Origin of the sequence: Stenotrophomonas sp. ZAC14D1_NAIMI4_1 (genome assembly GCF_003086775.1) — a bacterium.
Lineage (GTDB): Bacteria > Pseudomonadota > Gammaproteobacteria > Xanthomonadales > Xanthomonadaceae > Stenotrophomonas.
Genome location: NZ_CP026001.1, coordinates 2,068,085 through 2,094,701, shown reverse-complemented (window position 1 = coordinate 2,094,701; position 26,617 = coordinate 2,068,085). Strand labels below are relative to the sequence as shown.

Annotated in this window: 22 protein-coding genes and 1 pseudogene; 10 read left to right on the top strand and 13 right to left on the bottom strand. The window is 67.5% G+C overall.

The window, feature by feature from the left end:
- Window positions 1-226: 226 nt before the first annotated feature.
- The 7 genes from C1927_RS09790 to C1927_RS09760 all read left to right on the top strand — a co-directional run bounded on the left by C1927_RS09790 (window position 227) and on the right by C1927_RS09760 (window position 6,821).
- Window positions 227-1,759, top strand: a complete 1,533-nt coding sequence (locus C1927_RS09790; RefSeq protein WP_108746564.1) for an aldehyde dehydrogenase family protein — start codon at window positions 227-229, stop codon at window positions 1,757-1,759.
- 17 nt (window positions 1,760-1,776) lie between these two features.
- Entirely contained in the window at window positions 1,777-2,562 is a 786-nt protein-coding gene (locus tag C1927_RS09785) for an SDR family oxidoreductase (RefSeq protein WP_254051572.1), read from the top strand.
- Between the two features lie 141 nt (window positions 2,563-2,703).
- Window positions 2,704-2,988 (top strand): DUF4190 domain-containing protein, encoded by a 285-nt coding sequence (locus tag C1927_RS09780; protein WP_108746562.1) that lies wholly within the window; start codon window positions 2,704-2,706, stop codon window positions 2,986-2,988.
- 5 nt (window positions 2,989-2,993) lie between these two features.
- Window positions 2,994-3,764 carry a class I SAM-dependent methyltransferase gene (locus C1927_RS09775; protein WP_108746561.1) on the top strand — a complete coding sequence of 257 codons (771 nt, stop codon included), beginning with the start codon at window positions 2,994-2,996 and terminating at the stop codon, window positions 3,762-3,764.
- Window positions 3,765-3,772: 8 nt separating this feature from the next.
- Window positions 3,773-4,828, top strand: a complete 1,056-nt coding sequence (locus C1927_RS09770) for a quinone-dependent dihydroorotate dehydrogenase (protein ID WP_108746560.1) — start codon at window positions 3,773-3,775, stop codon at window positions 4,826-4,828.
- 8 nt (window positions 4,829-4,836) lie between these two features.
- Window positions 4,837-5,901 carry a UDP-N-acetylmuramate dehydrogenase gene (gene murB, locus C1927_RS09765; RefSeq protein ID WP_079221667.1) on the top strand — a complete coding sequence of 355 codons (1,065 nt, stop codon included), beginning with the start codon at window positions 4,837-4,839 and terminating at the stop codon, window positions 5,899-5,901.
- Window positions 5,902-5,951: 50 nt separating this feature from the next.
- Window positions 5,952-6,821, top strand: a complete 870-nt coding sequence (locus C1927_RS09760; RefSeq protein WP_079225199.1) for a DMT family transporter — start codon at window positions 5,952-5,954, stop codon at window positions 6,819-6,821.
- Window positions 6,822-7,442: 621 nt separating this feature from the next.
- On the opposite strand, the gene C1927_RS09755 is transcribed toward C1927_RS09760, so the two are convergent.
- Both C1927_RS09755 and C1927_RS09750 read right to left on the bottom strand, forming a co-directional pair.
- Complete coding sequence (locus tag C1927_RS09755) at window positions 7,443-8,450, bottom strand: aminoglycoside phosphotransferase family protein (protein ID WP_079221666.1); 1,008 nt, start codon at window positions 8,448-8,450, stop codon at window positions 7,443-7,445.
- A gap of 125 nt (window positions 8,451-8,575) precedes the next feature.
- A complete protein-coding gene (locus tag C1927_RS09750; RefSeq protein ID WP_108746559.1) occupies window positions 8,576-9,187 on the bottom strand; it encodes a TetR/AcrR family transcriptional regulator in 612 nt (203 codons plus the stop codon).
- A gap of 104 nt (window positions 9,188-9,291) precedes the next feature.
- On the opposite strand from C1927_RS09750, the gene C1927_RS09745 reads away from it, so the two are divergent.
- A complete protein-coding gene (locus tag C1927_RS09745; protein ID WP_108746558.1) occupies window positions 9,292-10,368 on the top strand; it encodes an MBL fold metallo-hydrolase in 1,077 nt (358 codons plus the stop codon).
- 27 nt (window positions 10,369-10,395) lie between these two features.
- Here the strand turns inward: C1927_RS09745 and C1927_RS09740 are convergent, their stop codons facing one another.
- Together C1927_RS09740 and C1927_RS21690 are read right to left on the bottom strand one after the other, a co-directional pair.
- Window positions 10,396-10,893 (bottom strand): DNA-binding protein, encoded by a 498-nt coding sequence (locus tag C1927_RS09740; protein WP_079221663.1) that lies wholly within the window; start codon window positions 10,891-10,893, stop codon window positions 10,396-10,398.
- Window positions 10,894-10,926: 33 nt separating this feature from the next.
- The gene (locus C1927_RS21690) at window positions 10,927-11,169 is read right to left on the bottom strand and encodes a hypothetical protein (protein ID WP_108746557.1); all 243 of its coding nucleotides are present in this window, start codon (window positions 11,167-11,169) and stop codon (window positions 10,927-10,929) included.
- A gap of 266 nt (window positions 11,170-11,435) precedes the next feature.
- Here C1927_RS21690 and C1927_RS09730 point away from each other — a divergent pair.
- Window positions 11,436-14,557, top strand: a pseudogene (locus C1927_RS09730) (discoidin domain-containing protein).
- Between the two features lie 22 nt (window positions 14,558-14,579).
- Here C1927_RS09730 and C1927_RS09725 read toward each other — a convergent pair.
- From C1927_RS09725 to C1927_RS09685, 9 genes are all read right to left on the bottom strand, one after another.
- Window positions 14,580-15,551 carry an ABC transporter substrate-binding protein gene (locus C1927_RS09725; RefSeq protein ID WP_108746556.1) on the bottom strand — a complete coding sequence of 324 codons (972 nt, stop codon included), beginning with the start codon at window positions 15,549-15,551 and terminating at the stop codon, window positions 14,580-14,582.
- 16 nt (window positions 15,552-15,567) lie between these two features.
- On the bottom strand, window positions 15,568-17,319 hold the full coding sequence (locus C1927_RS21810) for an amino acid ABC transporter permease/ATP-binding protein (RefSeq protein ID WP_108746555.1): 1,752 nt from the start codon (window positions 17,317-17,319) through the stop codon (window positions 15,568-15,570).
- Window positions 17,316-17,867, bottom strand: coding sequence for a GNAT family N-acetyltransferase (locus C1927_RS09715; RefSeq protein WP_108747815.1), 552 nt, complete (start codon window positions 17,865-17,867; stop codon window positions 17,316-17,318). Before C1927_RS09715 ends, C1927_RS21810 begins: the two co-directional genes overlap by 4 nt.
- A 5-nt stretch (window positions 17,868-17,872) precedes the next feature.
- Complete coding sequence (locus C1927_RS09710) at window positions 17,873-19,093, bottom strand: M20 aminoacylase family protein (protein ID WP_108746554.1); 1,221 nt, start codon at window positions 19,091-19,093, stop codon at window positions 17,873-17,875.
- Window positions 19,094-19,097: 4 nt separating this feature from the next.
- Entirely contained in the window at window positions 19,098-20,441 is a 1,344-nt protein-coding gene (locus tag C1927_RS09705) for an LLM class flavin-dependent oxidoreductase (RefSeq protein ID WP_108746553.1), read from the bottom strand.
- Window positions 20,442-20,459: 18 nt separating this feature from the next.
- On the bottom strand, window positions 20,460-21,437 hold the full coding sequence (locus tag C1927_RS09700; protein ID WP_108746552.1) for an MsnO8 family LLM class oxidoreductase: 978 nt from the start codon (window positions 21,435-21,437) through the stop codon (window positions 20,460-20,462).
- A gap of 14 nt (window positions 21,438-21,451) precedes the next feature.
- The gene (locus C1927_RS09695; RefSeq protein ID WP_079221655.1) at window positions 21,452-21,814 is read right to left on the bottom strand and encodes a DUF3088 family protein; all 363 of its coding nucleotides are present in this window, start codon (window positions 21,812-21,814) and stop codon (window positions 21,452-21,454) included.
- Window positions 21,815-21,982: 168 nt separating this feature from the next.
- On the bottom strand, window positions 21,983-22,564 hold the full coding sequence (gene msuE, locus C1927_RS09690; RefSeq protein ID WP_079221654.1) for an FMN reductase: 582 nt from the start codon (window positions 22,562-22,564) through the stop codon (window positions 21,983-21,985).
- A gap of 16 nt (window positions 22,565-22,580) precedes the next feature.
- On the bottom strand, window positions 22,581-25,160 hold the full coding sequence (locus C1927_RS09685; protein WP_108746551.1) for a TonB-dependent receptor: 2,580 nt from the start codon (window positions 25,158-25,160) through the stop codon (window positions 22,581-22,583).
- A 427-nt stretch (window positions 25,161-25,587) separates the two neighbouring features.
- On the opposite strand from C1927_RS09685, the gene C1927_RS09680 reads away from it, so the two are divergent.
- Complete coding sequence (locus C1927_RS09680; RefSeq protein WP_108746550.1) at window positions 25,588-26,580, top strand: helix-turn-helix domain-containing protein; 993 nt, start codon at window positions 25,588-25,590, stop codon at window positions 26,578-26,580.
- The last annotated feature ends 37 nt before the right edge of the window (window positions 26,581-26,617 follow it).

Below are 26,617 nucleotides of genomic sequence, written 5' to 3'. Positions count from 1 at the left end.
GACGCAATCCGCACAGCAAGCGAGACATAGGGCACTGATTTTTATCAGTTTCGCCTCGCCAGGCCCGTTCTGAAATCGTGACGCAGGCCCGTCAAGCCTTTGGCGTCCCCACCCCGCACTGCACCAAGCCCGGCCACATCCCTCTGCTACCATCGCCGGCTCAGTCCGCCGCGTCCCCCACCTGCCCGCGGCGGCACCAACTACGTAACGAAACACAGGAGTCTGCATGTCTTCCGAGCTGCTCAAGTCCCTTGGTCTGGACGCGATCAACGCTGGCACCTACCTGGGCAACGGGGAATGGTCCAGCGCCACCGGCGGTGAGCTGATCACCCCGGTCAACCCGACCACCGGCGAGCCGATCGCGCAGGTCCGCGCCACCACCGAGGCCGAGTACGAGACGGTCATCACCCGTGCGCAGGAGGCCTACAAGACCTGGCGCACCACCCCGGCCCCGCGCCGCGGTGAAGCCGTGCGCCTGTGCGGCGAAGCGCTGCGCAAGCACAAGGACGCCCTGGGTTCGCTGGTCGCCCTGGAAATGGGCAAGAGCAAGCCCGAAGGCGACGGCGAAGTGCAGGAGATGATCGACATCGCCGATTTCGCCGTGGGCCAGAGCCGCATGCTGTACGGCTACACCATGCATTCGGAGCGCCCCGGCCACCGCATGTACGAGCAGTACCACCCGCTGGGCCTGGTCGGCATCATCTCGGCCTTCAACTTCCCGGTCGCGGTGTGGAGCTGGAATGCTTTCCTGGCCGCCATCTGCGGTGACATCTGCATCTGGAAGCCGTCCAACAAGACCCCGCTGACCGCCATCGCCTCCATGCGCATCTGCAATGACGCACTGCGCGAAGCCGGTTTCCCGGACATCTTCTTCCTGGTCAACGATGCCGGCACCGCCCTGTCGGAGAAGATGGTGAACGACTGTCGCGTGCCGCTGATCAGCTTCACCGGCTCGACCCAGGTCGGCCGCACGGTCAATGAGAAGGTCGCCCGCCGCCTGGGCCGCTGCCTGCTGGAACTGGGTGGCAACAACGCCATCATCCTGGACGAGACCGCCGACCTGAAGCTGGCCGTGCCGGGCATCGTGTTCGGCGCCGTCGGCACCGCCGGCCAGCGTTGCACCACCACCCGCCGCCTGATCGTGCACCGCTCCATCTACGCCGACGTGCTGGCCACCCTGGTCAAGGCCTACAAGCAGGTGGAAGGCAAGATCGGCGACCCGACCGATGCCGCCAACCTGATGGGCCCGCTGAACAGTGACGGCGCCGTGCAGCAGTTCCTCGATGCCATCGCCCAGGCCAAGGCTGCCGGCGGCACCATCGAAACCGGTGGCACCCGCATCGATCGTGCCGGCAACTTCGTGCTGCCGGCCATCGTGTCGGGCCTGAAGAACAGCGACGCGGTGGTCCAGCACGAAACCTTCGCGCCGATCCTGTACGTGATGCCGTACGACAGCATCGATGAGGCCATCGACATGCAGAACGGCGTGCCGCAGGGCCTGTCGTCCTCGATCTTCACCCAGAACCTGAAGACCGCCGAGAAGTTCCTCTCGGCTGCCGGCAGCGACTGCGGCATCGCCAACATCAACATCGGCACGTCCGGTGCGGAGATCGGTGGCGCCTTCGGTGGCGAGAAGGACACCGGCGGTGGTCGCGAATCCGGTTCGGATGCATGGAAGGTCTACATGCGCCGCCAGACCAACACCATCAACTATTCGGATTCGCTGCCGCTGGCCCAGGGCATCAAGTTCGACCTGTAATGGCGAAGATGCCGGACATGGCTGTGGGTCGGATCTCCGCAGGGGCTCCGACCCTCGACTTCAGCGGCCGCCGCGTGCTCATTGCCGGCGGCAGCAAGGGAATCGGCCGTGAACTGGCGCTGGCATTTGCCGGCGCCGGTGCAGCGGTGTCGGTCTGCGCCCGCGGCCTGCCCGGGCTGCAGGCATTGCAGGCCGATGCCCAGGCACACGGCACGCCCCTGCACGTATTCACCACCGACCTGGCCGATGCCGGCCAGATCGGCGGCTGGCTGCAGGCCTCCGCCGACGCACTCGGCGGCATCGACGTGCTGGTCAACAACGCCACCGGCTACGGCATGGCCGATGACGAAGATGGCTGGGCGGCAAGCCTGCAGATCGACCTGATGGCCGCCGTGCGTGCCTCGCGCCTCGCGCTGCCCTGGCTGCGGGCTTCGGCGGATGCCTGCATTCTCAACCTGTCCTCGATCGCCGCCCAGCAGCCCCGCCCCGGCGGTGCCCCCTATGCGGCGGCCAAGGCCGCGCTCTCCCACTACACCACGTCGCAGGCGCTGGCCCTGGCAGCGGACCGCATCCGGGTCAACGCCATCGCGCCGGGTTCGATCGAGTTTGCCGACGGCCTGTGGGACCGTCGCCGCGTGGATGATCCCGACCTGTACCACGCGACCCTGGCGCGGATCCCGTTCGGTCGCTTCGGCCACCCGCGCGAGATCGCCGATGCCGCGCTGTTCCTGTGTTCGCCGCTGGCGCGCTGGATCACCGGGCATGTGCTCAACGTGGATGGTGGCCAGGTGCTGATGGGCTGAGTTTTCCGCGCTGGTAGCTGCCAACCCTGGTTGGCGCTCTTCGTCAACCAAGGTCGACGCCTACCCAGGCCACCGCGCTGCTGCCCATGGGCTTGGCGGCCCGCAGGCACTATCATGTGCGCACTGCCAAGGAGGACCCCCATGAGCGTGGCACCCCGACAGACAAGTGCCCTGGCCGTCCTCAGCCTGGTGCTGGGCATCGCCAGCTGGACCGTGCTGCCTTTCGTGGCCAGCCTCGTCGCCATCATCACCGGGCACATGGCGCGCGGCGAGATCCGCCGCCGCCCCACCGAGCTGGAAGGCGACGGACTGGCCCTCACCGGCCTGATCCTGGGCTGGTTGAACGTGATCATGCTGGGCCTGGGCCTGCTGGTCATCGTCCTGTTCTTCGGCGGCCTGGCCTGGCTGGCCGCGATGTCGAACTGACGGCCATGAGCGCGTCGGACAGCACTGAACGCTTCAGCAGCCGGGTCGCCGACTATGTGCGCTACCGCCCGGATTACCCGGCTGCGCTGATGGACTGGCTGCACGGCCCGATGGCGGTGCCCGCCTCTGCCCGGGTTGCCGACATCGGCGCCGGCACCGGCATTTCCAGTCGTGCCTTCCTGGCCGCAGGCCATCCTGTGCTTGCGGTGGAACCCAATGCCGCCATGCGTGCCGCTGCCGAGCAATGGCTGGCGCCGCAGTACCCGCAGTTCCGCGCCGTCGATGGCCGCGCCGAAGCGACCGGGCTGGCCGATGCCAGCGTCGACCTGGTCAGTGCCGCGCAGGCCTTCCACTGGTTCGACACCGTGGCCGTGCGCGCCGAATGGCAGCGCATCCTGCGCCCCGGTGGCATGGCGCTGGTCTACTGGAACTCGCGCCTGCTCGATGCCAGCCCGTTCCTCATCGGCTATGAGCAGCTGCTGCTGGACTACGGCACCGATTACACCGCTGTGGCCGAGCGCTACCAGGACGATGCCACCATGCAGGCCTGGTTCGGCCCCGGCCTGCGCGGCATGATCGAGCTGCCCAATGTGCAGCACCTGGACTTCGACGCCCTGCGCGGGCGCCTGCTGTCTTCTTCCTACGCACCGCAGCCGGGACACCCGCGCCATGCGCCGATGCTGGCTGCGCTGCAGGACCTGTTCAACGCCCATGCGGTGGATGGACAGGTCGCCTTTGAATATCGAACCCGAGCCTTCCTCGGCACGCTGGACTGAACCGACGCATGTATTCGCTTGCCCGCCCCTTCCTGTTCTCGCTCGACGCCGAGCGCGCCCACGGCCTCGGCCTGTCCGCACTGGACCTGGCCTACCGCACCGGCACCACGCCGCTGCTGGCCGCACGCATCGCGCCGATGCCGAGCACCGTGTTCGGGCTGACCTTCCCCAATCCGGTCGGCCTGGCCGCCGGCCTGGACAAGAACGGCGAGCACATCGATGCACTGTTCGCGCTGGGCTTCGGCTTCGTCGAGATCGGCACCATCACCCCGCGCCCGCAGGACGGCAATCCCAAGCCGCGCCTGTTCCGGCTGCCGGCACACCAGGCCATCATCAACCGCATGGGCTTCAACAATGCCGGTGTCGATGCGCTGGTGCGCAACGTCGAGCGCGCGCGCAACCGCCGCGGCCTGCTGGGCATCAACATCGGCAAGAACAAGGACACCCCCAACGAGCAGGCGGTCGATGACTACATCACCTGCCTGGACAAGGTGTACCCGTTGGCGGACTACATCACCGTCAACATTTCCTCGCCCAACACCGCCGGACTGCGCGAACTGCAGGAAGAAACCGCGCTGCGCCAGCTGGTCAGCCAGCTGCGCGACCGCCAGGAAGACCTGGCCGCGCAGCACGGCCGCCGCGTGCCGATGCTGGTGAAGGTGGCCCCGGACCTGAGCGAACGCGATATCGACGCCGCCGCGCGCGTCCTGGGTGAGCTGCAGGTGGACGGCGTGATCGCCACCAACACCACCATCGATCGCAGCGGCATCGCCGGCGACCCGCTGGCCAGCGAAGCCGGCGGCCTGTCCGGCGCACCGGTGCTGGACCAGTCGACGCTGGTGCTGCGCCGCCTGCGTGCGCGCCTGCCCGAATCGGTGCCACTGGTGGGCGTGGGCGGCATCCTCTCCGGCGCTGACGCGGTGGCCAAGATGGCTGCCGGCGCCGCCCTGGTGCAGTGCTACAGCGGCCTGATCTATCGCGGCCCGTCGCTGGTGTCCGATTGCGTGGAAGCGATCCGTCGCCGCCGCGAAGCGCCCAGCCGTGGCGCGGTGGCGCCGCTGTGAGCGCGCCCATGGACAGCCACGACACCTCCGCCGCACCGCTGCGCTGGACACTCACCTCGAATGCCCCGCTGCAGGCGTTGAACACCTTCCACGTGCGCGCCGAGGCGGCGCAGCTGCTGGAACTGCACGACCCCACCCTGCTGCCCGACGTGCTGGCCCTGCCCAGTGTCGCCGCCGGCCCGCTGCTGGTACTGGGCAGCGGCAGCAACATGCTCATCGCCGACGACCTGCCGGGCACGGTGCTGGTGTTCGGCAACCGCGACATCAGTTTCCTGGAACACCGTGCCGACCACGCGGTGATCCGCGCCGGTGCGGGCGTGTCCTGGCATGGCCTGGTGATGTGGTCGCTGCAGGAGGGCCTGTCCGGCCTGGAAAATCTCGCACTGATCCCCGGCACTGCCGGTGCCGCGCCCATCCAGAACATCGGCGCCTACGGCGCACAGGTCGGCGAGTTCATCCAGACCGTCGAAGCCTGGGACTGCCAGGAGCAGGCCTGGGTGCGCATGGACAACGAACAATGCGGCTTTGCCTACCGCGACAGCGTGTTCAAGCAGCAGCCGGACCGCTACCTGATCACCGCCATCGAACTGAAGCTGCCGCTGCTGCACGACCTGCGCATGGATTACGCCGGCATCCGCGAGGAGCTGCAGGCACAGGGCGTGGAGCTGCCCAGCGCAGTGGACGTGGCCAACGCGGTCATCGCCATCCGCCGCCGCAAGCTGCCCGACCCGGACGTGCTCGGCAATGCCGGCAGTTTCTTCAAGAACCCGGTGCTGCCACTGGAACAGGTGGAAGTGCTGCAGCAGCACTTCCCCGAGCTGCCGGTGTTCCCGGCCGAGCGCGATGACCAGCGCAAGGTCTCGGCGGCATGGATGATCGACGCCTGCGGCTGGAAGGGCTTCCGCGACGGCGACGCCGGCGTGGCCCCCAGCCATGCCCTGGTGCTGGTCAACCATGGCAACGCCAGCGGCGCCGAGCTGCTGGCTCTGGCCCGGCGCATTTCCGCATCGGTGCTTGAGAAGTTCGGCGTGCCGATCGAACCGGAGCCGCGCCTGCTCGGCGCCCAGTGGTGAACGCCAGCACCCGGCCGCCGCTCGCCACCCCGGCGCGGGCGGCGCTGCTGATGCTCGCCAGCACGATGGCCTTCGGCCTGATGGCCGTGGCCATCCGCTACGCCACCCGTTACGTGCCGACGCAGGAAGTGGCGTTCTTCCGCAACGCCTTCGGCCTGCTGGCGCTGCTGCCGATGCTGCTGCGCCCGGGCCGCGCACCGCTGAAGACCCAGCAGCTGCCGCGCTACTTCGTACGCAGTGCGATCGGCCTGGGCTCGATGCTGTGCGCGTTCTGGGCCCTCGGCCACCTGCCACTGGCGCAGGCGGTGTCGCTGTCCTATTCCACGCCGTTGTTCGTCACCATTGCCGCGGTGCTGTGGCTGGGCGAAACCGTGCGCGTGCGCCGCTGGGCTGCCGTCGTGGTGGGGTTCATCGGCGTGCTGGTGATCGTCCGGCCGGGCACTGCGGGTTTCTCTGCGGGCAGCCTGATCGCGGTGGCCGCGGCGCTGCTCAGTTCGCTGGTGGCCATCCAGATCAAGCAGCTGACCCGCGTGGACAGCGCCGACACGGTGGTGCTGTACACCTACGTGTTCTGGGTACCGTTGTCGCTGGTGCCGGCGATGTTCGTCTGGGTCTGGCCCACCGGGCTGGCCTGGGTATGGCTGGTGGCGACCGGCGTGATGGGTACGGTCGGCCAGCTGCTGTGGACGCGCGCGTTGCGCCTGGGCGAAGTGTCGGCCCTGACCCCGATCAGCTTCCTGCAGCTGCCGCTGGTGACGTTGTGCGGGTGGCTGCTGTTCGACGAGAGCGTGGACCGTTGGACGCTGATTGGTGCGGGCATCATCCTGGCGGCGAATGCGTACATCGCGCACCGTGAGGCGGTGCTGGCACGGCGGGCCGCGAGCGTGGCAGCGACGGCGGCGGCCAAGCCGGCTGAGTAGGGGGTTGTTGGGCAGGGCTGCGCCCTGCACCTGCCGAAGCAGAAGCCGAAGCCGAAGCAGGATCAAAGGCGGCATTCCGTGGGATGGCGGGGCACTGTGGGTGTGCGGGGACGCCGTAAACCCATCCATGGGGGCTTGGTCGCCGCATCCATGCGGCTCACACCCCGCAAACCCACAGTGCCCCGCCTTCGACAGGTTCACGCGGCTGTTGGTGGGTGCCGACCGTTGGTCGGCACATCTGTCAGATATCGAATGAATTCATCCGTGTCGACCAAGGTCGACACCCACCAAAGCAGAACCCCCTCCCAGTAGATCCACGCCATACGTGGATGAAATCTGTCAAATATCGAAATTGATTCCGGATCCGACCCCGTGCCGACCAACGGTCGGCACCCACCACCATCAGCAGCAGGCTCCAACAGCTCGCGAAAATCTGTCGAAGGCGGGGTGGGTCCGGTTGAGGGGGCGTGAGCCGCATGGATGCGGCGACCGAGCTTACATGGACGTACTTGCAGCGTCCCCCTCAACCGGACCCACCCCGCCATCCCACGGATAGCCCGATTTTGACGTTGACGTTGACGTTGCCTCTGCGAGTGCAGGGCGCAGCCCTGCCGAACACCCTTACACCGCGCTGTAGGCCCGTTCGGCCGCGCAGAACACATTCCCCGGTGCAAACAACTCGCCCAGATGATGAAGCGCCTGCCGCCGCTGCTGCGGTGGCCGGTAGTCGCCCCCTGCCCCCATCAGCATCTGCTGGAACTCCACCAGATCCTGCAGGATGCGCACGTGCCGGTACCAGGCGATCCACTGCGGATCACCCAGGTCATCGCCGTAACCATCGGCAAACCCCTGCGGGCGCTCACGCCCCCAACGGCCGCCCACTGCCGCGCCGACAAACATCAGGTCGCGTTCGCGGGGCGCCAGCGAAAGGCCGTCCCAGTCGATCAGGTGCAGTGCTCCGTCGTGTCCCATCAGCACGTTTCCCGCGTGCAGATCCGTATGACACAGGCGCAGGCACGGGACGCGGCCGGCAAGGGCCTGCTGCAGGCCCTGCGCACGGTCGTGCAGCGTAGCGATGCGTGCGCGATGGCGCTCCCACACCGCGTGAAAGGCCCGGCCCCAGCGGTCCTGTGCGGTCGGCAGTGTCGTCGGTTGCTGCAGCCATCGTCCGACCTCATCCAGTGCATCGCATGACAGCGGCTGCCGCGGCAGGCCCGCGGCCAGCGCCGCCGGCAGGTCCGCCGTATGCAGGCGGCGCAGCACTTCGCCCAGGCGCTGCCACTGCCGCGCGCTCAGCGGCGCTTCAAAGCCGGATTGCCCTTCGATATACGGGAACAGGGTGAACTGCAGGCCCCAACGCTGCACCGACGCGCCACCGGTCACGGCCGGCCAGGGTGCAACGATTTCCTCGATGCCCAGCGTGCCGCGCATCCAGTGCAGGCCCTCCCACACTTCCGGCGCCACCTGGTAGCTGCGACTCTTCAACCACCAGTGACTGCCGCGCGCGTCGATGCGGAACACGCCCGCGTTGGCATCGGCGCCCACCGCGCGCGGCACCACTGCGGTCGCGGTGATCCCGTAGGACTGCCGCAGTACTTCATGGATCTGCTGCGACGACGCGAAGGACATGGGCGAGCTGGCCGTGGAATCTGCCCTGAGTGTCGCAGATGGCCTGGCTGGGTCGCAGGTAATCGCGTCACAACATTGCGTCATTGCACAGCGATGCGCTGTTATGTCGCAGCCGCTGGCCCAGCTCAGCGCGCGTAGAAGCCCAGGAACATCGCCACCGCCGACTCGGCGACCTTGCGTCGTTCGGCGGGCCCCAACGGTGGCTGGCCCATGGTCACCTGCGGCCAGAACGCGAAGCCCTTCACCAGGCCCTGCAACTGGTGGTCGGCGAATTCCGGATCGACCTCACGCAGGCGCCCATCGGCGACGGCCGCGCGGATCCACGCGCTCACCCCGCCTTCCTTCTCGCCCATGCGGCAGACGATGGCCTGCGCGCGCTCCGGCGAGTGGATGATCTCGGCCATCGCCACGCGGGCCAGATCGATGAAGTTGGCATCGCCCAGCAGTTCCAGCTTCTGCCCCAGCAACTGCAGGAGCTGCACATCCAGCGGCAGATCGGCGCGGTAGGGAAGCACGACGGCGGCCATGCTGCTTTCCCAGAGTTCTTCCAGGATGTGGCCGAACAGTTCTTCCTTGCTGGGGAAATGGTTGTAGACGGTGCGCTTGGAGACGCCTGCGGCTGTGGCGATGCGGTCCATGCTGGTCGCCTCGTAGCCGGCGCTGCGGAACTCCTCCACCGCCGCGCGCACGATGGCTTCGCGTTTGCGGTCGGTCAGGCGTTGCGGGGCACGGGGCATGGCGGGAACCAGGAAACTGAACGGATGCGCACATTTTACACCGGCCGGTGTACTTTCCTGAAATCGGAAACTACACTGTGCAGTGTACCCAGCGGACGTCACCGATGAAGCGCCTGCTCCTTGTCCTCCTGTTCGGAACCCTTGCCGTGACTGCCTATACCTTCTGCAAGTCCTGGTCCCTCCCCGACTTCCCCGATTCACCGCAGTACAGCGATGGCAAGTTCCGCAACGCCCTGCCAAAACCGGCGATGGGCCTGCGCGCCGGCGCCGAGCTGTGGTGGACGTTCCTGTTCAACCGGCCCAAGGGCACCGTGCCGACGGCGCCCATTCCGGTGCAGGCACTGGACCGTGCAGCGCTGGATGCCGCGCCGGATCGCAGCCTGTTCCGGCTTGGCCACTCCACCCTCCTGTTGAAGCTGCGCGGCCAGTACTGGCTGACCGACCCTGTGTTCTCCGAGCGTGCCTCGCCGGTGCAGTGGATGGGCCCGGCGCGCTTCCATGCGCCGCCGATCAGCATCGAGGACCTGCCGCCGATCGCCGGGGTGATCCTCTCGCACAACCATTACGACCATCTCGACCATGCTGCGGTCATGCAGTTGGCCGGCAAGACCGCTCGCTTCATCGCGCCGCTGGGCGTGGGCGACCAGCTGATTGCCTGGGGCGTGGATGCGGCCAAGGTCGAACAGCTGGACTGGTGGCAGTCGACCGAGGCCAATGGCCTGCGCCTGACCGCCACCCCGGGCCAGCACTTCTCCGGTCGCGGCCTCGGCGACAGTGACCGCAGCCTGTGGGCGTCGTGGGTCATCCAGGATGACGACTTCCGCATCTTCTTCAGCGGCGATACCGGCTACTTCGATGGCTTCAAGGCGATCGGCGAGAAGTACGGTCCGTTCGACCTGACGATGATCGAGACGGGTGCCTACGACAAGCGCTGGGCGTTCGTGCACATGCAGCCCGAACAGACCCTGCAGGCGCACCTGGACCTGCGTGGCAAGTGGCTGCTGCCGATCCACAACGGCACCTTCGATCTTGCCCTGCACGAATGGCAGCAGCCGTTCGAGCGGATCACCGCACTGGCGGCGGCCAGGAACGTCGCTGTGACCACGCCAATCATGGGCGAGGCCTTGGACATGCAGGCGCCGCACACCGGCTCACGCTGGTGGGAGCAGGTGCAGCGGTAACGCGGTGGGCGCCGATCCAGGCCGGCGCTACGCCTTCGGCTGCAGCCGGCGCCCTTCCCGCGCAAGATTGAGCTGCAGCGCGGCGGCGGCGAGTTCGGTCATCTCCGTGGTGACCTTCGCGCTGCCCCGCGCCCGCAGCCAACCGAGAATGTCGGCGAGATGCCAGATCGAGGTCGACCCCTCATGGACCGGGGACGGAAACGACTGCGGGTTGGCAAGCATCAGCTTGCGCATGTTCTGCCGCGACATTCCCAGCAGGTCTGCAACGTCGGTGAGCCCCACCAGGTCGGGGCTCACTTCGACCAGTTCGGCACCAGGCACCGCCCGCTGCGCGTCATCCAGCGCCGAACGCAGGGCAGCCCCTGCGCTGCCCGCCTCACGGCAGAACGCCAGCGCCAGTCGTCCAGGCAGACCGATGCCCACAAGTGCATCGTCACACCCGGCTTCAGCCAAGCGCTGCTCGAGGACATCGATTTCATCGCAGATGTCCGGCAAGCGGTACTTCAGCGTGAAGTTGAATTCCATGATTGACCACCTCGCTTCTGACGAAGCCTGAGTTCATTGCTCACGACTGCAGTTCTCGACTACGCGCCGCAAGGCCCTTGCATGATTGCTTGCACTGCGGGGCGTGCTCCAGATGCTGACGATGCAGAACTCTCCGCATCGGCAATCGGTGTCGTTGAAGGGGCAATACATCCGGCCCCACGCATGGCCGCCTGCCACGCGAAGCCTCCACCCTCGATCCTCCGCGAACTGCAATGCCGCTTCGATGTCCTTGTCGGGATGACGCGCTCGAGACATTCCCTGTTCTCCGCAGTCTGCACATGGCGTGGGCGAGTTGTCAACTGACAACCCAATGAATTCCAATACCCGATCTGACGATAGCCGGTCCCATCCACGCGTCCAGAGCCACACACGTCAATGCTCCGGAATGGACCCGCATGCAGATTCGTTGAACCACGCCGCTCCAACCCCGAAGAGCTATTGCAGCGCGTCATGTAACCGCTTACATCCCTTGCTAGCGTATCCCTCGCCCGCTTACGGCCGAACCCGCGAGGTTGCCCGCAATGACGTTGTGTGCCGAACGCTCCAAGGTCTCCCGTCCTCTTTTCCTGTGCCGCCCCGTCACTGCCCTGCTGCTCGCCGCGCTGGCAGCGTCCGCTCAGGCCCAGACCCTTCCCCCGCGCAGCCAATGGCAGGCCAGCAGTTCCTCGCAGCAGGTGCCGGCGATGGCCATCGGCCACCTGATCGACGGCGACCCGAAGACCGTCACCGGCGGCGCTTTCAGCCCCGGCCATTGGTTCCAGATCGACCTGGGCGCACCCGCACTGCTGGCAGGCGCGCGGCTGACCTGGGATGTCTCCAATCCAGAGGGCTACTCGCTGCAGACCTCGGTGGACGGCACGCAGTGGCAGACCGCATACACCATGGCCGACTCGCTGGGCGATGTGGAAACCCTGTACTTCTCGCCACGGCAGGCGCGCTACCTGCGGCTGGCCAGCCCGCAACGCACGTCCGACTGGGGCGTCTCCATCTTCGAGATGGAGCCGCTGGACGGCACGCTCAGTGCACGCATCGGCGGTCTCGATGCAACGCAGGCAGCAGCACTCTGGCAAGGCGGCAGCGCCGTGGCGATCCCTCGTGGGAAAGGCGGCTCCCCTGTGCTCGAGATCACGCCGGCGCAGGCCCAATCCACCGCTGGCCTGGTGATCGACTGGGCCGATGGCGCGCGCGGCCCTGCCCGCCTGCAGGCGCAGGATGCACACGGCCAATGGCAGGAACTCGCACATGATGCGCAGGCAGCCCACCATCGGCAGAGCTGGCTGACCGCCGGCACAGCGCAACCCCTGCGCGCATTTCGGCTGAGCGTGGACGGCGCTGCACCTCAGATTACGCGTCTACGGCTGCTCGGCCCGAAAGCCGTGATGACGCCGATGAAGCGGTACCAGATCGCCGCCAGCGGCGCGCAGCGCGCGTTGTTCCCCGCCTCGCTGCAGATGCAGCAGACCTACTGGACCGCAGTCGGCATCCACGGGGGAAGGCAGAAATCCATCTTCGACGAGCATGGCAATCTGGAGGCATTCAAGGGCGCGCCGCTGGTGCAGCCCCTCTGGCGCAATGCCGATGGCCATACCGCGGGCGCCGCCGGCCAGTCGATGCAGCATGCCCTGCGCGATGGCTGGAAGCCGATGCCGTCCGTCACCTGGGTGCCGCAGCCTGGCCTGGAGCTGCGCAGTGAAGTGTTCGCCATCGAACGCGATGGGCAGCCGGTGACCTTCCTGCGCCATCGGCTGCACAACACCGGCAGCACCCCGATCGACGGCACGCTGAGCCTGCTCGTGCGCCCGATGCAGATGAATCCACCATGGCAGAACGGGGGGCTCTCGCCGATCCGCGAGGTGGCCGTCGACGGACACACCGTGCGCGTCAATGGCCGCACGCTGCTGCAGTCGCTCACGCCGGTAGCGGCGTCCGGCGTGGCGCCTTTCGGCAAGGACGGCGCAACGGAGATCACCGCCACCCTCGCTGCTGGCCAACTGCCTGCCGCGCAGCAGGCGCAGGATGACCAGGGGCTTGCCGCAGCCGCGCTCAACTACCACGTCTCGCTCGCGCCCGGCGCCAGCGATGCCATCGTGGTGGCATTCCCCTTGGGTACGGCCGCGGCGGACGCGAATGGCGTGCTGCCCGAGGCACCAGCGCTGGACCTGGCCACGCTTCCGCGCGATGCCAATGCGGCGTTCGAGACCCTGGCCACGCAGGCATCGGCGGACTGGCAGGCACGGCTGGGCACGGTTGGCCTGCGCCTGCCCGACCCCTCACTGGTCGACATGCTGCGCGCACAGGCCGCCTACATGCTGATCAACCAGACCGGTCCGGCCATGCAGCCCGGGCCGCGCAACTACAACCGATCCTTCATCCGCGACGGCATGGCCACTTCGGCAGTGCTGCTGCGCATGGGCGAAGCAGCCGTCGCACGCGACTACCTGGCCTGGTACAGCACGCACGGCGTGCATGCCAACGGCCTGGTCTCGCCGATTCTCAACGACGATGGCAGCGTCAACACCGGCTTCGGTTCGGACATCGAGTACGACAGCCAGGGCCAGTACGTTGCACTGGTTGCCGATGTCGCGCGCCTGGATGGTGGGCCGGAATCGGTGCGTGAGTACCTGCCGAAAGTGAAAGCAGCGCTGCGCTTCCTGCAGGAACTGCGCGAGCGCACGCTGGTGCCGGGCTACAAGGCCGACCAACCCGCGCCGGAACGTTTCGCCGGCATTCTTGCGCCGTCGATCAGCCACGAGGGCTACCCCTCTCGCCTACCCACAGCTACTGGGACGACTACTGGGGCCTGAAGGGCTGGCACGACGGTGCATGGCTGGCCGAAGCACTGGGCGATCATGAAACAGCCGCGTGGGCACGCGAGCAGTACAGGCTGCTGTACGACGCGCTGCATGCATCGATCCGCGCGACGATGGCGTGGAAGGGCATCGATTTCATTCCTTCTTCGGCCGACCTCGGCGATGGCGATCCCACCGGCGTATCGATCGCACTGGACCCGACCGGGGCGCAGAGCGTGCTGCCGGCTGAAGCGTTGAGGACTACGTTCGCGCGCTATCTGGACGACGTGCGCAAGCGCAACCAGCCCGGCGCGCTGTACGCCTACACGCCCTATGAAATCCGCAACGTGCTGAGCTATGTGCATCTGGGCCAGCCTGAAGCGGCCGATGAACTGCTGCAGGGACTGCTGCACGATCGGCGTCCACTTGAGTGGCAGGTATTGGCCGAAGTCGTGCATTCCCGCCTTCGCTTCCCGCGCTACCTGGGCGACATGCCGCACACCTGGATTGGTGCCGAGTACGGTCGCACGCTGTTCGGCATGCTGATGCGCGAAGACGACGATGCGCTTTCATTGCTGCCGGGCACGCCGCCGTCGTGGGTGGCCGGTGACGGGCTGGCGGTGGAGCGCCTGCCAACGGCGTATGGCACGTTGCAGATGCAGGCGCGGCAGCGCGACGGCGTGCTGACGATCACGCTGGGTGAGGGGCTGCACCGCGGGACGGGAGTGAAGGTCTGGTGGCCGGACCGCACGATGCCAAAGGCGGTACGGGTGGATGGCCGGCCGGTCAGCGGCTTCGATGCCGATGGTGTGCGCGTGGCGAAGCCGTTCAATACGCTGGAGGCGCGTTGGTGAAAGCCACCGGGCATGCCCCGCGTCAGAGATTGGGCAACCCCGGCGGATTGGTCTGCGATTGCGGCACGGCTTCCTCGGCCAGGTTCCAGCGTGCCAGCGCCTGCGCATAGGTACCGCTGCGGATCTGTGTGTTCAACGCGGCGGTGATCGCATCGGCCAGCCCACTGCCCTTGCGCGTGGTCGCCGAAATCGCCGCAGCATCCGGCCAGCCGCCGGGGAACAGGCCCACCCGCCGCACCTTGCCATCACGTGCCGAGTAGGCACCGGTGGCGTTCGGCTCGAACGAGACATCGGCACGGCCAGTGATCACCGCCAACCGCCCCACCACCGCATCATCGAAGTACTGGTACTCCACGGGCTTCAGGCCCGCCGCGATGTTCTGCTGGTCCCAGTGCCGCAGGATCTGGTCCTGGTTGGTGCTGGCGCCGACCACCACCTTCAGCCCGGCCACGTCGGCCGGCCTCTCGATCTTGCGGATCGGCCCATCGGCGCGCGTGTAGATGCCCAGCAGGTCGAAGCGGTAGCTGGAGAAATCGAACTTCTTCTTGCGCTCTTCAGTGACCGTCACGTTGGACAGCACCGCATCGTACTTGCCTGATTCCAGCCCCAGCGGCCAGTCAGCCCACGCCACTGGAACCAGCACCAGCTTCAAGCCCAGGCCATCGGCAATCAGCTTGGCGATGTCCGGCTCCACGCCCACCACCTGCTTGCTGTCAGCACCGTAATCAGCCAGCGGCAGCTGTGCCGGATGGGTCGCGACGGTCAGCGCGCCGGGGGTTACGAAACGGTAGCCGGCGGGAATCAGCGACTGCGCCTTCGGGTCGGGCGTGCCAACCAGTGCAGGCGCATCGGCACCGGCCAGGGTCACGCTGGCGCCGGGCGCGGCGGCTGGCGCCTGCACGCGCGAATAGACGATGCCGGCAATGCCGATGACCAGCACGGCGCCGATCAACAGGGTGCTGCGCGAGGGACGGCGCGATGCTGCAGGGCTCATGGTGCTCCTTGGGGAATTACAGGGTCTTGGCCAGGAAATCGGCGGTACGTTGCTGGCGCGGCCGCTCAAACAGCGCCTCGGGATTGCCCTGCTCGATCACCCGGCCCTGGTCCATCATCACCACGGTATCGGCGACGCGGCGGGCGAAGCTCAGTTCATGGGTCACGATCACCAGGGTGGTGCCCGAGCGGGCCAGCTCTTCGATCACGCTGAGCACTTCGGCCACCAGCTCGGGGTCCAGTGCCGAGGTCGGCTCATCGAACAGCAGTACTTTCGGCTGCAACGCCAGCGCGCGGGCAATGGCGATGCGCTGCTGCTGGCCACCGGACAGCTGCCGTGGGAAAGCGTCCGCCTTGTCTGCCAGGCCAACGCGCTGCAGCAGATCACGCGCCTGCTGTTCGGCCTGCGCACGCGGCAGGCCACGCACCGCGATCGGTGCCTCGATGATGTTCTCCAGCGCCGTCAGGTGCGGGAACAGGTTGAAACCCTGGAACACCATGCCGACCTCGGCACGACGGCGGCGGATCTCGCGCTCGGGCAGTTCGTACAGGGTGTCACCGTCACGGCGGTAGCCGATCAGCTGGCCGCCCACCGTCACGAAGCCGCTGTCGGCGCGTTCCAGGTGATTGATCAGCCGCAGCAGGGTCGACTTTCCCGCACCCGAAGGACCGACCAGCACGGTCACGCTGCCGGCGCGCAGTTCCAGGTTCACGTCTTCCAGCACGGGCTGTTCACCGAAGGCCTTGCCCACGCCCTGCAGCACGACCGATGCGCCCTGCCCGGCCTCGACCTGGGCGGCGATGCGTGGCCGGCTGGCCACGGGCGCAACGCCCTGCACAGCGGGCCGTGGTGGTGAAGACACGCGGGAGACACTGCGCTCACGCTGCAGCTGGCCACGCGCAAAGCGCTGCTCCACGCGCCGCTGCAGCAGCGAAAGCACGGTGAGGATGACCAGGTACCAGACCGTGGCCACCATCAGCAGCGGCACCACCTCCAGGTTGCGGCGGTAGATCACCTGCACGGTGTAGAACAGTTCGGGCAACGCCAGCACGTAGACCACCGAGGTGCTCTTGGCCAGCCCGATCACATCATTGAAGGCGGCCGGCAGGATCGAGCGCATCGCCTGCGGCAGGATGATGCGGCGGACCTGGCGGCCGCGCGGCAGGCCCAGCGCGGCCGCCGCTTCGTACTGACCATGGTCGACCGAGAGAATGCCGCCACGGATCACTTCGGCCGAGAACGCCGCCTGGTTCAAGGTCAGGCCCAGTACCGCGGCAGTGAACACCCCGATCAGCTGGGTGGTCGGATACGAGAACAGGCTGATGCCGGTGAAGGGCACGCCCAGTTCAATGGTGCTGTACAGGTAGCCGAGGTTGTTCAACAGCAGCAACAGCACCAGCAGCGGGATCGAGCGGAACAGCCACACATAGCCCCACGACACCGCCGACAGCAACGGCGAGCCTGACACCCGCGCCAGCGCCAGCAGCGTGCCCAGCGCGAAGCCCAGGCCCGTGCCCAGCGCAGTCAGCAGCAAAGTGCGGCCAAGCCCTTCCAGCACCGGGCGCGCGAAGAACCATTCGGCGAACGTGCCCCAGCCCCAGCGCGGGTTGCCCAGCACCGACTGCAGCGCGATCAGGATCAGTGCCAGCGCCAGCACCGTGCCGACGGTCTGCAGCGGATGGCGCGCCGGAACGATCTTCAACGCCGTTGAAGGTGCGGTGGCCGGACGGGCAGCGATGCCGTCCAGTGCGGTCGAGGGCGTGCTCATGCATGGACTCCGTGCCGCACGGCCGCGTCGGCGTGCGGCAGTGGTGCCGCCGCGTGCAGGTGTTTCTCGAACGGCAGATGGGCGATGGTTTCCGGGTCTGCCTGCAGATCGAACAGCGCGGTGTAGCCATGGCCCAGGTACAGGCCAACTGCCTCGGGCTGGCGGAAGCCGGTGGTGAGGAACACGCGGCGATAGCCCTGGCGTGCGGCCTGGTCTTCCAGTTCCTGCAGCACACGGCGGGCGATGCCCTGGCGGCGCAGGCCGGGCAGCGTCCAGATGCGCTTGAACTCGGCGGTGTGCGCATCGCGGTGCGGCATGAAGGCGCCGCCGGAGATCGCCACGCCATCGCGCAGCAGCAGCAGGAAGGCGCCCACCGGCGCGGCGAAGGCCTGTGCAGGATAGCGCTGCAGCTCTTCGCGGGCACTGCCGCCGATGCGACGTCGCACGTCGGCATAGCGGCTGTCGTATTCCTGTTCCAGGCCATCGAACAGGGGCCGCGCCAGCGGGTCATCCACCGAGGTGTAGAGGAAGCGCTCGTTGTCGTACAGCACGCTCATGCCGCGTCCTCCACCAGGTAGTGCTCGGCCAGGCGTGCCCACAGGCTGGCGGCGGGCGCGATCGCAGCGTCGTTGAACACATAGCGAGGGCTGTGCAGCGGCGCACTGTCACCGTTGCCAACGAACACGAAACTGCCCGGACGCGCCTGCAGCAGGAAAGCGAAATCCTCGCTGGCGGTGCGCGGTGCAAACTCGGGAACGACCTGCCCGGCGCCGAACGCCTGCAGCGCCACCTCGCGGATGTAGGCGGTCTGCTGCGGGTGGTTGATGACGCTGGGGAAGCCGCGCGGGAACTCGATCTCGGCACGTCCACCAAATGCTATGGCGGTCTGCTCGGCGATGTCGGTCACCCGGCGGCGCAGGGTATCGCGCACCTCCGGCAGGTAGGCGCGTACGGTCAGCGTCAGTTCCACCACATCGGGAATCACGTTGGCCGCCTTCCCGCCATGGATCGAGCCCACGGTGACCACGCCCATCTGTCGCGGGTCCACGTTGCGTGACACCACGCTCTGCAGCGCAGTAATGATATGCGCCGCCACCAGGATCGGATCGACGCTGCCCTGCGGCTCGGCGCCGTGGCCACCCTTGCCGATCACCTTCAACCGCGCCCAGTCCACCGACGCCATCGCCGGCCCATCAACGAAACCGAAGTGCCCCACCGGCACGCCCGGCCAGTTGTGCAGGCCATAGATGGCATCCACCGGGAAACGCTCGAACAAGCCGTCCTCGATCATCTTCGAGGCGCCCGACCCGGTCTCTTCGGCCGGCTGGAACACCAGCTGCAGCGTGCCATCGATGCGCCCGTGGTGGGCCAGGTAATGCGCGGCCGACAGCAGGATGGCGGTGTGGCCATCATGCCCGCAGGCGTGCATGAGGCCTTCGTTCTGGCTGGCATAGGCCAGGCCGGAGTCTTCCCGGATCGGCAGCGCATCGATGTCCGCACGCAGGCCCAGCCGGCGGCTGCCCTGCCCGCGCTGCAGCGTACCCACCACGCCGGTGCTACCGATGCCGGTGGTCACTGCATAGCCCCACTGCTGCAGCAGCTCGGCCACGCGGGCGCTGGTGCGGTGCTCTTCGAACGCCAGTTCGGGGTGGCGATGCAGGTCGTGCCGCAAGGCGATGGCCGCTTCGGCGCGCGCGGCAATTTCGGGCAATACACCTGTTGCCGGCGTGTTCCGCCGGGCATGGACCGGCGCTACCGATGTGTCTCCGCTCATCGTCTTACCCCACCTTCCGCGCCGGCTCGGCGTCGGTCGCATGGCGGCTGGCCTTGCGCGGCAGGCCGAGATGGTCACGCAGGGTCTGCCCTTCCAGTTCGCGCTGGTGGTAGCCGCGCGCCTGCAGGATCGGCAGCACCAGCCGCACGAAGTCATCCAGCCCTTCGCGTTGCGCCGCGAAACCCAGGATGAACCCATCGCTGGCACCCGCGTCGAACCAGCGGATCAGTTCGTCGGCCACGTGCTGCGGGGTCCCGATGAAGTTCGGCCGCGGGCTGACTGCCTGCAGCGCCACCTGGCGCAGGGTCAGGCCCTGCTCGCGCGCGTCCTGCTTGATGCGGTCGGTGGTGGAGCGGAAGGAGTTGCTGCCAATGTCGCCCAGTTCGGGGAACGGCGCATCCGGATCGTACTGGCTGAAATCATGGTGGTCGAAGAAGCGGCCCAGGTAGGCCAGTGCGTCCTCCAGGCTCGCCAGCGCTGCGATGGCCTGGTATTTGGCCTCGGCCTCGGCCGCCGTGTGGCCGATGATCGGGCCGATGCCCGGGAAGATCTTCACGTCGTTGCCGCTGCGCCCGTGGGCGATGGCGGAGTTCTTGACCTTCTGGGTGAACGCCCGCGTCTCCTCCAGGGAGGGCGAATGGGTGAACACCGCATCGGCGTACTTGCCGGCCAAGGCGATGCCATCGTCGGACGAGCCGGCCTGGAAGATCACCGGCTGCCCCTGCGGCGACCGCTGGATGTTCAACGGGCCTTCCACCTGGAAGAACTTTCCCTTGTGGTCCAGGCGCCGGAATTTTTCCGGGGCGAAGAACGTACCGCTGTCGCGCTCGCGCACGAACGCATCGTCGTCCCAGGAATCCCACAGGCCCTGCACCACCTCCAGATACTCATCGGCAATCTGGTAGCGCAGCGCGTGTTCCGGGTGCGGGCGGCCGTAGTTGCGGCCCGACCCTTCCAGCGGCGAGGTCACCACGTTCCAGCCCGCGCGGCCGCCGCTGAGCAGATCCAGCGAGGCGAACTGGCGGGCCACGGTGAATGGATCGCTGTAGGAGGTGGACAGGGTCCCGGCCAGGCCGATCTTCTTCGTTGCCGTGGCCAGCGCCGACAGCAGCGAGATCGGCTCGAAGCGGTTGAGGAAATGCGGGATCGACTTTTCGTTGATGTACAGCCCATCGGCCACGAAACCGAAAGCGATGCCGTTGTCCTCGGCGGTGCGCGCGATGTCGATGTAGAACTGCAGGTTGACGCTGGCGTCGGCCGGGTTGGAAGGGTGTTTCCAGGCATGCATGTGGCTGCCGGGGCCCTGCAGCATGATGCCGAACGGAATGTGGCGCGGGGTGGTGCTCATGGGGATCGCTCCTGCAGGTCAGGCCACCGCCGCGCGTGGCGCGGGCGACAGCAGTTCAAGGGATGTCAGGCGGGCATCCAGGTCGGCCACGGGGGCATCGAGGATGAATTCACCCACGCCAAAGCGCCGGTGCAGTGCGTCCAGTTCGCCGCGGACGTGTGTGGCATCGCCGGACAGCACGCTGGGCCGGGTTTCCTCGATGCGGAAGTCGCTCACCCCGACCTGCCGCGCGTACTCGGCCGCGGCCTCGGGGCTGGGCAGGTTCACCGTCTGCCCCGGGCCGAGGTGCAGCTTGTAGACGCGCAGCGCACCGATATGGCGTGCAGCGGCTTCGCTGGTCGGCGCGGCGAAGGCCACGGTGGCCAGCAGCGGCGCCTGCGTCGACAGCGCGCGGTAGGCATTGAAGGCGGCCTCGATATGGGAGGGGTCGCCATCGAAGTGCGCGGCATAGACGAAACGCCAACCGAGCTCGGCCGCCTGTCGCGCGCTCTGCGGGCTGGCGCCCAGCAGGAACCGCTCCGCTGCGGCCTGCGGCAGCGGTCGCGCCTGTGCGTCATCGCGCGTTCCCGACAGATACCCTTCCAGGTCGCGCAGCTGCTGGGCGAAATCCGCGAAGGCCGGCCGCCCCGCCGCCAGCGCGGCCGTGGACGCGGGCAGACCGCCCGGCGCCTTGCCCACGCCCAGGTCCACGCGGCCCGGTGCCAGTGCCGCCAGCAGGTTGAAGTTCTCGGCCACCTTGTACGGCGCGTAGTGGCGCAACATCACCCCGCCGCTGCCGATACGGATGCGCCGGGTATGCGCCAGCACCCAGGCTGCCAGCACTTCAGGCGCCGGGCTGGCCAGGGTCGGTGCGGCGTGGTGTTCGGCAAACCAGTAGCGGTGGTAACCCAGCTGCTCGGCGCGCTGCGCCAGCTGCAGGCTGTTGCGCAGCGCCTGCTCGGGCGTGCCACCGTCGGCCACGGGGCTCTTGTCCAATACGCTGGTCAGGTAGCTCATGTGCGCGTCCTCGCTCAGGGATGGGCTACGGGAATGCCAAGCAGGCCGTTCAGCGCTGCCAGAATCGGTTCGGCACCGGAGACGTACTGCCGCTCGTGGTGCGCGCCAGTGGCGTGCTCGCTGTGCACGCCCTGCGGCAGCACCAGCTTGGGCAACGACTGGTCCTGTTCGCCGATCTCCGCGATCACCTCGCGTCGCGGCCGGGCAAAGCCAATGCGGCGCACGTCAAGCTGGGCGTCCAGGCCACCGATGCTCGACAGCGCACCTTCCAGCAGCAGGCTGTGCCGGCAGAAGAACCGCTGTCCCGGCAACTGGCCGTCCTCGAACTCGCGGTCGAGCAGGAACAGGATGGGTTTGGGCGTTGCGTCTACAGCCACGGTATCGTCCTCATCAGGTCCGGCAATGCATTGCCGCTTCGTATTCGATGCTAGAGAAGACCGGCGCTGCCTCTGCGCCATCGCGCGACAATCGGCGGTCACATCCGGCCACGCAGATGCGCCTTGGCCATAAGCAGAATGCTGCCGGTTATGCCGCGCGTTCGGCGCTCACGCGATCCGCCGCAACGGCGCCGGTGCGACGACCGCCTGCACGGCCAGATGACCGGCTGCACGCTCGGCGGCCAGTTCGATGCGCGCCTGCAGCGCCGTGCTGCTGACCTGCGCCCCCGCGAAGTCGGCCGGCGTGGCATACACCCCGATCGGCAGCGTGTGCGCCTGCAGGAAGCTGAACAACGGACGCAGCTGGTGGTCGATCACCAGGGCATGGCGCTCGCTGCCGCCGGTGGCGGCCAGCAGCACCGGCGTGTCCACCAGCGCGTCCAGCTCGATGAAATCCACCAGGTGCTTGAACAGCCCCGGATAGGAACCGCGATACACCGGCGCAGCCACCACCAGCAGATCGGCCGATTCCACCGTGGCCAGCGCCTGCTCCACCTCCGGCGACGCTTCCGCACGCGACAGCGACTGCCCCAGCGAGCGCGCGATCGGCGCCAGCTCGACCAGCGTCACGCTGGCATGCAGCCGCTGCTGCAGTGCCTCCAGCAGGTGCCGCACCAGCAGCAGCGTCCGCGACGTCGCCGAGCTCGTCGGCGAACCAATCAATGCAACCACGTTCAATGCAGATGACATGCAATGCTCCTTTCAATCAGAACCGGTAATTGACCCGCCCGTACCAGAACGCACCCACCGTGCTCAGCACATCGCCGGTATCCCAGGTGGTCTCGATGCTGGCTACGTCGGTAGCGCTGCACGCGTACTCGGGCACCTTGCGGGTGCGCTTGTCGAACACGTTGTTGATGCCCAGCGCCGCACTCCAGCCGCTGCCCAGTTCGACCCCGCCCGACAGATTGGTCACCAGCACCGGCGGCTGCTTGTATTCCACGCCGTTGTTCAGGCGCTTGATCGGGCCGAAGTAGGTGAAATCCAGATTCGAGCGCCAGCGCCCGTTCTGCCAGCCCAGCCCCGCCACCTGCGTGTAGCTGGGCGTACGGAAGCGCAGCGCGTACTCGCTGGATTTCGTCAGCAGGTTGATGTTCGGCAGCCCCTGCAGCGCGCCAGGAATGGCGCTGACCTTCTGGATGGTGGTGCGACCCACATTCGCCGCGTACGTCCAGCGCAGCTTGCCCCACGTCGTATCCTGGTTCGCTTCCAGGGTCAGTTCCACGCCGCGCGTGCGGGTATCGCCCACGTTGGTGAAGTAGCTGGCGTAGAACGCATCACCGGGCAGGATGCTGATGCCGGCCGTGCCCAGCAGGCTATCGATGGTGTTCTTCTGCGCAGCGGTCAGCACCGTGCCGCTGTTGTCGGTGATGCGTGCCGGGTCCTGCGCGTTGTAGCCGATCTGGCTGGACTGGCCCAGCTGTCCACGTATGTCGATCTGGTAGGCATCCACTGCCAGGTGGAACGCGGGGCTCGGGTCCCAGGTCACACCGAGGCTGTAGTTGGTCGCTTTCTCCGGCTTCAACGGCGTTGCGCCGAGGGCGATGGCCGCCGGTGATGAAACCTGCGCCACCAGCGTGGTACCGCACGGGCAACTGCCAGTGGCCTGGTAGAACTGCGCGCCCAGGCTGGGCGCATGGAAGCCGTTGCTGACCGTTGCGCGCACGCCCAGCGCATCGGTGAAATCAAAGCGCGTGGTCAGCCGCCCGGTCGACACGCTGCCGAAATCCGAATGATCTTCCCAGCGCGCGGCCGCATCCAGGTACCAGCGCGAGGTGATGTTGCTGGCCGCCCCTACGTAGACCGCTTTGCTGTTGCGCGTGGCCTTCACCGCATCGGCGGTGGAGTAGCCGACGAAGGCGGCGGCGCCGAAGCCGGTGTAGGACTCCCACTGCCCTGCCCCGCGCTCGTACTGCTCGTGCTGGTACTCGGCACCGGCACTCACCTCCAGTGGCGAAGCGAACGCCGCCACCTCGAAGCCACGGCGCAGGTCGAGGTTGGCGATGCCCTGCTGGTAGTCCAGCTTGCCGTCATAGAAATCAGTGGGCGAACCCGGATACGGCAGCGAGAAGTTGGCCGAGTTGCGCGTATACGTGCGTACCGTACTGCGGTTGCCGGTCAGGCTGGCGTCGTAATCCCAGCCCGCCAGCTGGCCCTTCACCCCGGCACTGCCGGTGTACTGCTTTTCTTTGGTTTCCAGCACCGGCAGGAAGCCATCGGGCCAGACGCTCAGCACGCTCGGCGCCTTGTAGATGGTGAAGATGGTGGCCGGCAGGCGGAAGTTCTGGATCGCCTGTGCACTGCGGTCGCTGGCCGTGGCGGTGGCGTAGAACTGCGCGTTCTCACCCAGGCCATGGCCGGCGTTCAGCGCAAAGGCCTTCAGCGAGTACGAAGGCGAGCTGAGGATGGTGTTGGCCTCGGCATCACGCGTGGCCTCGGCGGGATTCGGCGTCGCCCCGGCCGGAAGCTGGTTGTTCGGCCGCAGCGCCACCAGGTTGCCGCTGGCATCCACCGCCGGGTAGCTCAGGTAGCCGTCGATGTAGCGCCGCGTGCGGATGGCGTGGTGCTGGCGCGTGGTTTCCCCGGACAGGTTCACGAAACCATCCTCACCCCACGGCAGGCCGATGTTTGCACGCACGCTGGTGCGGGTGCCGTCGCCATCAATGCTTTGCCCGCTTTCCACCGAGACATCGCCACCGTGCGCCTGCGATTTCAGGATCACGTTGACCACGCCAGTGATCGCGTCGGAGCCGTAGATGGCCGAGGCGCCGTCGCGCAGCACTTCGACATGGTCGATGGCCGCCACCGGAATCAGCGCGAGGTCAGCCCAGGCATGGCCGGGGTAGCCGCCACCGTTGGCACCGCTGACATAGGCACTGGCGTTGCGGCGCTTGCCGTTCACCAGCACCAGCGTGTAGCCCGGCGACAGGTTGCGCAGCTGGTAGCCGCGGATCAGGCTTTCCTGGTCGCTCTGGTAGCCACCGATCTGGCTCAGCGATGGCAGGCTGCGCTGCAGCGCTTCGAGCAGGTTGGCCTGGCCGGTGGCCGCCAGGTCTTCCGCCGAGATCACGTCGATGGGCGTGGAGCTGTTCTTGACGGTGCGCGTGCTGCTCCGCGAACCGGTCACCACGACGGCATCCAGCGTGGACGCGGCGAGGTTGGCGGACGTGGCCGTCGCTGCGTCTGCGGGGCCATCCGCTTCGGCGGCATGGGTGGAGGCTGCGGCCAGCGTGGCTGCAATCAGGACAGCGAGGGTGTTCAGGACAGGCGAATGGGCGGCAGGCATGGGGGCTCGTGGGGGTGGGCCGGAGACACACCTCCATTCAAAGACCCCGACCAGCGCCGCAACAGCGGATATCGCGTCACCCAGCCGTCATATCCGGCCAGCCACATGACCGCTGGTAATGAGGTTAGGCAACGCTGGGCGCCACGCCGCCCGATGCCATGTCCATGGGATGGCGACGGACGACGGGGGGATGAGTGATGTCGGCGGTCGGCGGTCGGCGGTCGGCGGGGTAGAGTCGACTGTTAGTCGACTATCGCGCGCAGCGCGGGCTTCCAAACGGTGTCGCCAACAGCAGTCGACTAGCAGTCGACTCTACCCAGTCGGGTACGCCAAGCCAGACGAACGCCCCCGCGCACATGCTCCACTGGCATCACCACATGCCCGCGCGCCGCTGCGCCCACCGCAACCACCTCGGTAGCATCAGGCCATGAGCATCGACCCGACCGCGCCCACCGTCGCCATCGTGGCCTGCCACGGCCAGGGGCTGTTCGAGTTCGGCTGCGCGGTCGGCCTGTTCGCGCCCATCCGCCCGGAACTGGGCGTGGCCTGGTACCGCACCCAGCTCTGCGCCGGCGAGCCTGGTGCGCTGCGCATGCTCGGCAGTGCACAGGTGCAGCTGCCCTGCACGCTCGATGCCGTCGATGATGCCGACATCATCGTCATCCCCGGCTGGCGCGAGCCCAGTGAGCGCCCGCCACAGGCGCTGCTTGATGCCCTCATCCGCGCCCACGCGCGCGGCGCGCGCATCGCGTCCATCTGCTCGGGCGCGTTCGTGCTGGCCTGGGCCGGCCTGCTCGATGGCCGCCAGGCCACCACGCACTGGCGGCTCACCGAAGCGCTGGCGCGCGACTTCCCGCGCATCCACGTGCGCGAGGATGTGCTGTACGTCGATACCGGCGACATCATCACTTCCGCAGGCTCGGCCACCGGCATGGACATGATGCTGCACATGGTGCGCAAGGATTACGGCGCGCGCGTGGCCAACCTCGTGGCCGAACGCCTGGTGCTGGCGCCATGGCGTGATGCCGAGCGCAGCCAGCGCGTCAGCCGGGCCATTCCCAATGGCGAGCCCACGCGGCTGGCCAGGCTGATGGAATGGATGCGCCACAACCTGCGCGAGACCCATTCGCTGGCCAGCCTGGCCGAACAGGCTGCGCTGAGCCAGCGCACGCTGCAGCGGCAGTTCCTTGAAGCCACCGGCCTGTCCCCCATCGACTGGCTCATCCGCGAGCGCGTGGCGTTTGCCCGCGAACTGCTGGAAACCACCGACCGCCCGCTGCAGTGGGTGGCCGAACAGGCCGGGTTCGGCTCACAGGAATCCTTCCGTCGGCACTTCCGCGGGCTGGTCGATGCCAGCCCGACGGAATACCGCAGCCAGCACCGCGGAGCGCTCAGTGCGGACCGGCTGGTCGGCTGCTGAGTGCCTCCCCAACCGGCTTTCCACTGCGCCACCACCG

Bases quoted from the DNA above. Each gene is read 5' to 3' on its own strand.
- C1927_RS09790 (WP_108746564.1), top strand. From the start codon at position 227: ATGTCTTCCGAGCTGCTCAAGTCCCTTGGTCTGGACGCGATCAACGCT.
- C1927_RS09785 (WP_254051572.1), top strand. From the start codon at position 1,777: ATGGCTGTGGGTCGGATCTCCGCAGGGGCTCCGACCCTCGACTTCAGC.
- C1927_RS09780 (WP_108746562.1), top strand. From the start codon at position 2,704: ATGAGCGTGGCACCCCGACAGACAAGTGCCCTGGCCGTCCTCAGCCTG.
- C1927_RS09775 (WP_108746561.1), top strand. From the start codon at position 2,994: ATGAGCGCGTCGGACAGCACTGAACGCTTCAGCAGCCGGGTCGCCGAC.
- C1927_RS09770 (WP_108746560.1), top strand. From the start codon at position 3,773: ATGTATTCGCTTGCCCGCCCCTTCCTGTTCTCGCTCGACGCCGAGCGC.
- murB (WP_079221667.1), top strand. From the start codon at position 4,837: ATGGACAGCCACGACACCTCCGCCGCACCGCTGCGCTGGACACTCACC.
- C1927_RS09760 (WP_079225199.1), top strand. From the start codon at position 5,952: ATGCTCGCCAGCACGATGGCCTTCGGCCTGATGGCCGTGGCCATCCGC.
- C1927_RS09755 (WP_079221666.1), bottom strand. From the start codon at position 8,450: ATGTCCTTCGCGTCGTCGCAGCAGATCCATGAAGTACTGCGGCAGTCC.
- C1927_RS09750 (WP_108746559.1), bottom strand. From the start codon at position 9,187: ATGCCCCGTGCCCCGCAACGCCTGACCGACCGCAAACGCGAAGCCATC.
- C1927_RS09745 (WP_108746558.1), top strand. From the start codon at position 9,292: ATGAAGCGCCTGCTCCTTGTCCTCCTGTTCGGAACCCTTGCCGTGACT.
- C1927_RS09740 (WP_079221663.1), bottom strand. From the start codon at position 10,893: ATGGAATTCAACTTCACGCTGAAGTACCGCTTGCCGGACATCTGCGAT.
- C1927_RS21690 (WP_108746557.1), bottom strand. From the start codon at position 11,169: ATGTCTCGAGCGCGTCATCCCGACAAGGACATCGAAGCGGCATTGCAG.
- C1927_RS09725 (WP_108746556.1), bottom strand. From the start codon at position 15,551: ATGAGCCCTGCAGCATCGCGCCGTCCCTCGCGCAGCACCCTGTTGATC.
- C1927_RS21810 (WP_108746555.1), bottom strand. From the start codon at position 17,319: ATGAGCACGCCCTCGACCGCACTGGACGGCATCGCTGCCCGTCCGGCC.
- C1927_RS09710 (WP_108746554.1), bottom strand. From the start codon at position 19,093: ATGAGCGGAGACACATCGGTAGCGCCGGTCCATGCCCGGCGGAACACG.
- C1927_RS09705 (WP_108746553.1), bottom strand. From the start codon at position 20,441: ATGAGCACCACCCCGCGCCACATTCCGTTCGGCATCATGCTGCAGGGC.
- C1927_RS09700 (WP_108746552.1), bottom strand. From the start codon at position 21,437: ATGAGCTACCTGACCAGCGTATTGGACAAGAGCCCCGTGGCCGACGGT.
- msuE (WP_079221654.1), bottom strand. From the start codon at position 22,564: ATGTCATCTGCATTGAACGTGGTTGCATTGATTGGTTCGCCGACGAGC.
- C1927_RS09685 (WP_108746551.1), bottom strand. From the start codon at position 25,160: ATGCCTGCCGCCCATTCGCCTGTCCTGAACACCCTCGCTGTCCTGATT.
- C1927_RS09680 (WP_108746550.1), top strand. From the start codon at position 25,588: ATGAGCATCGACCCGACCGCGCCCACCGTCGCCATCGTGGCCTGCCAC.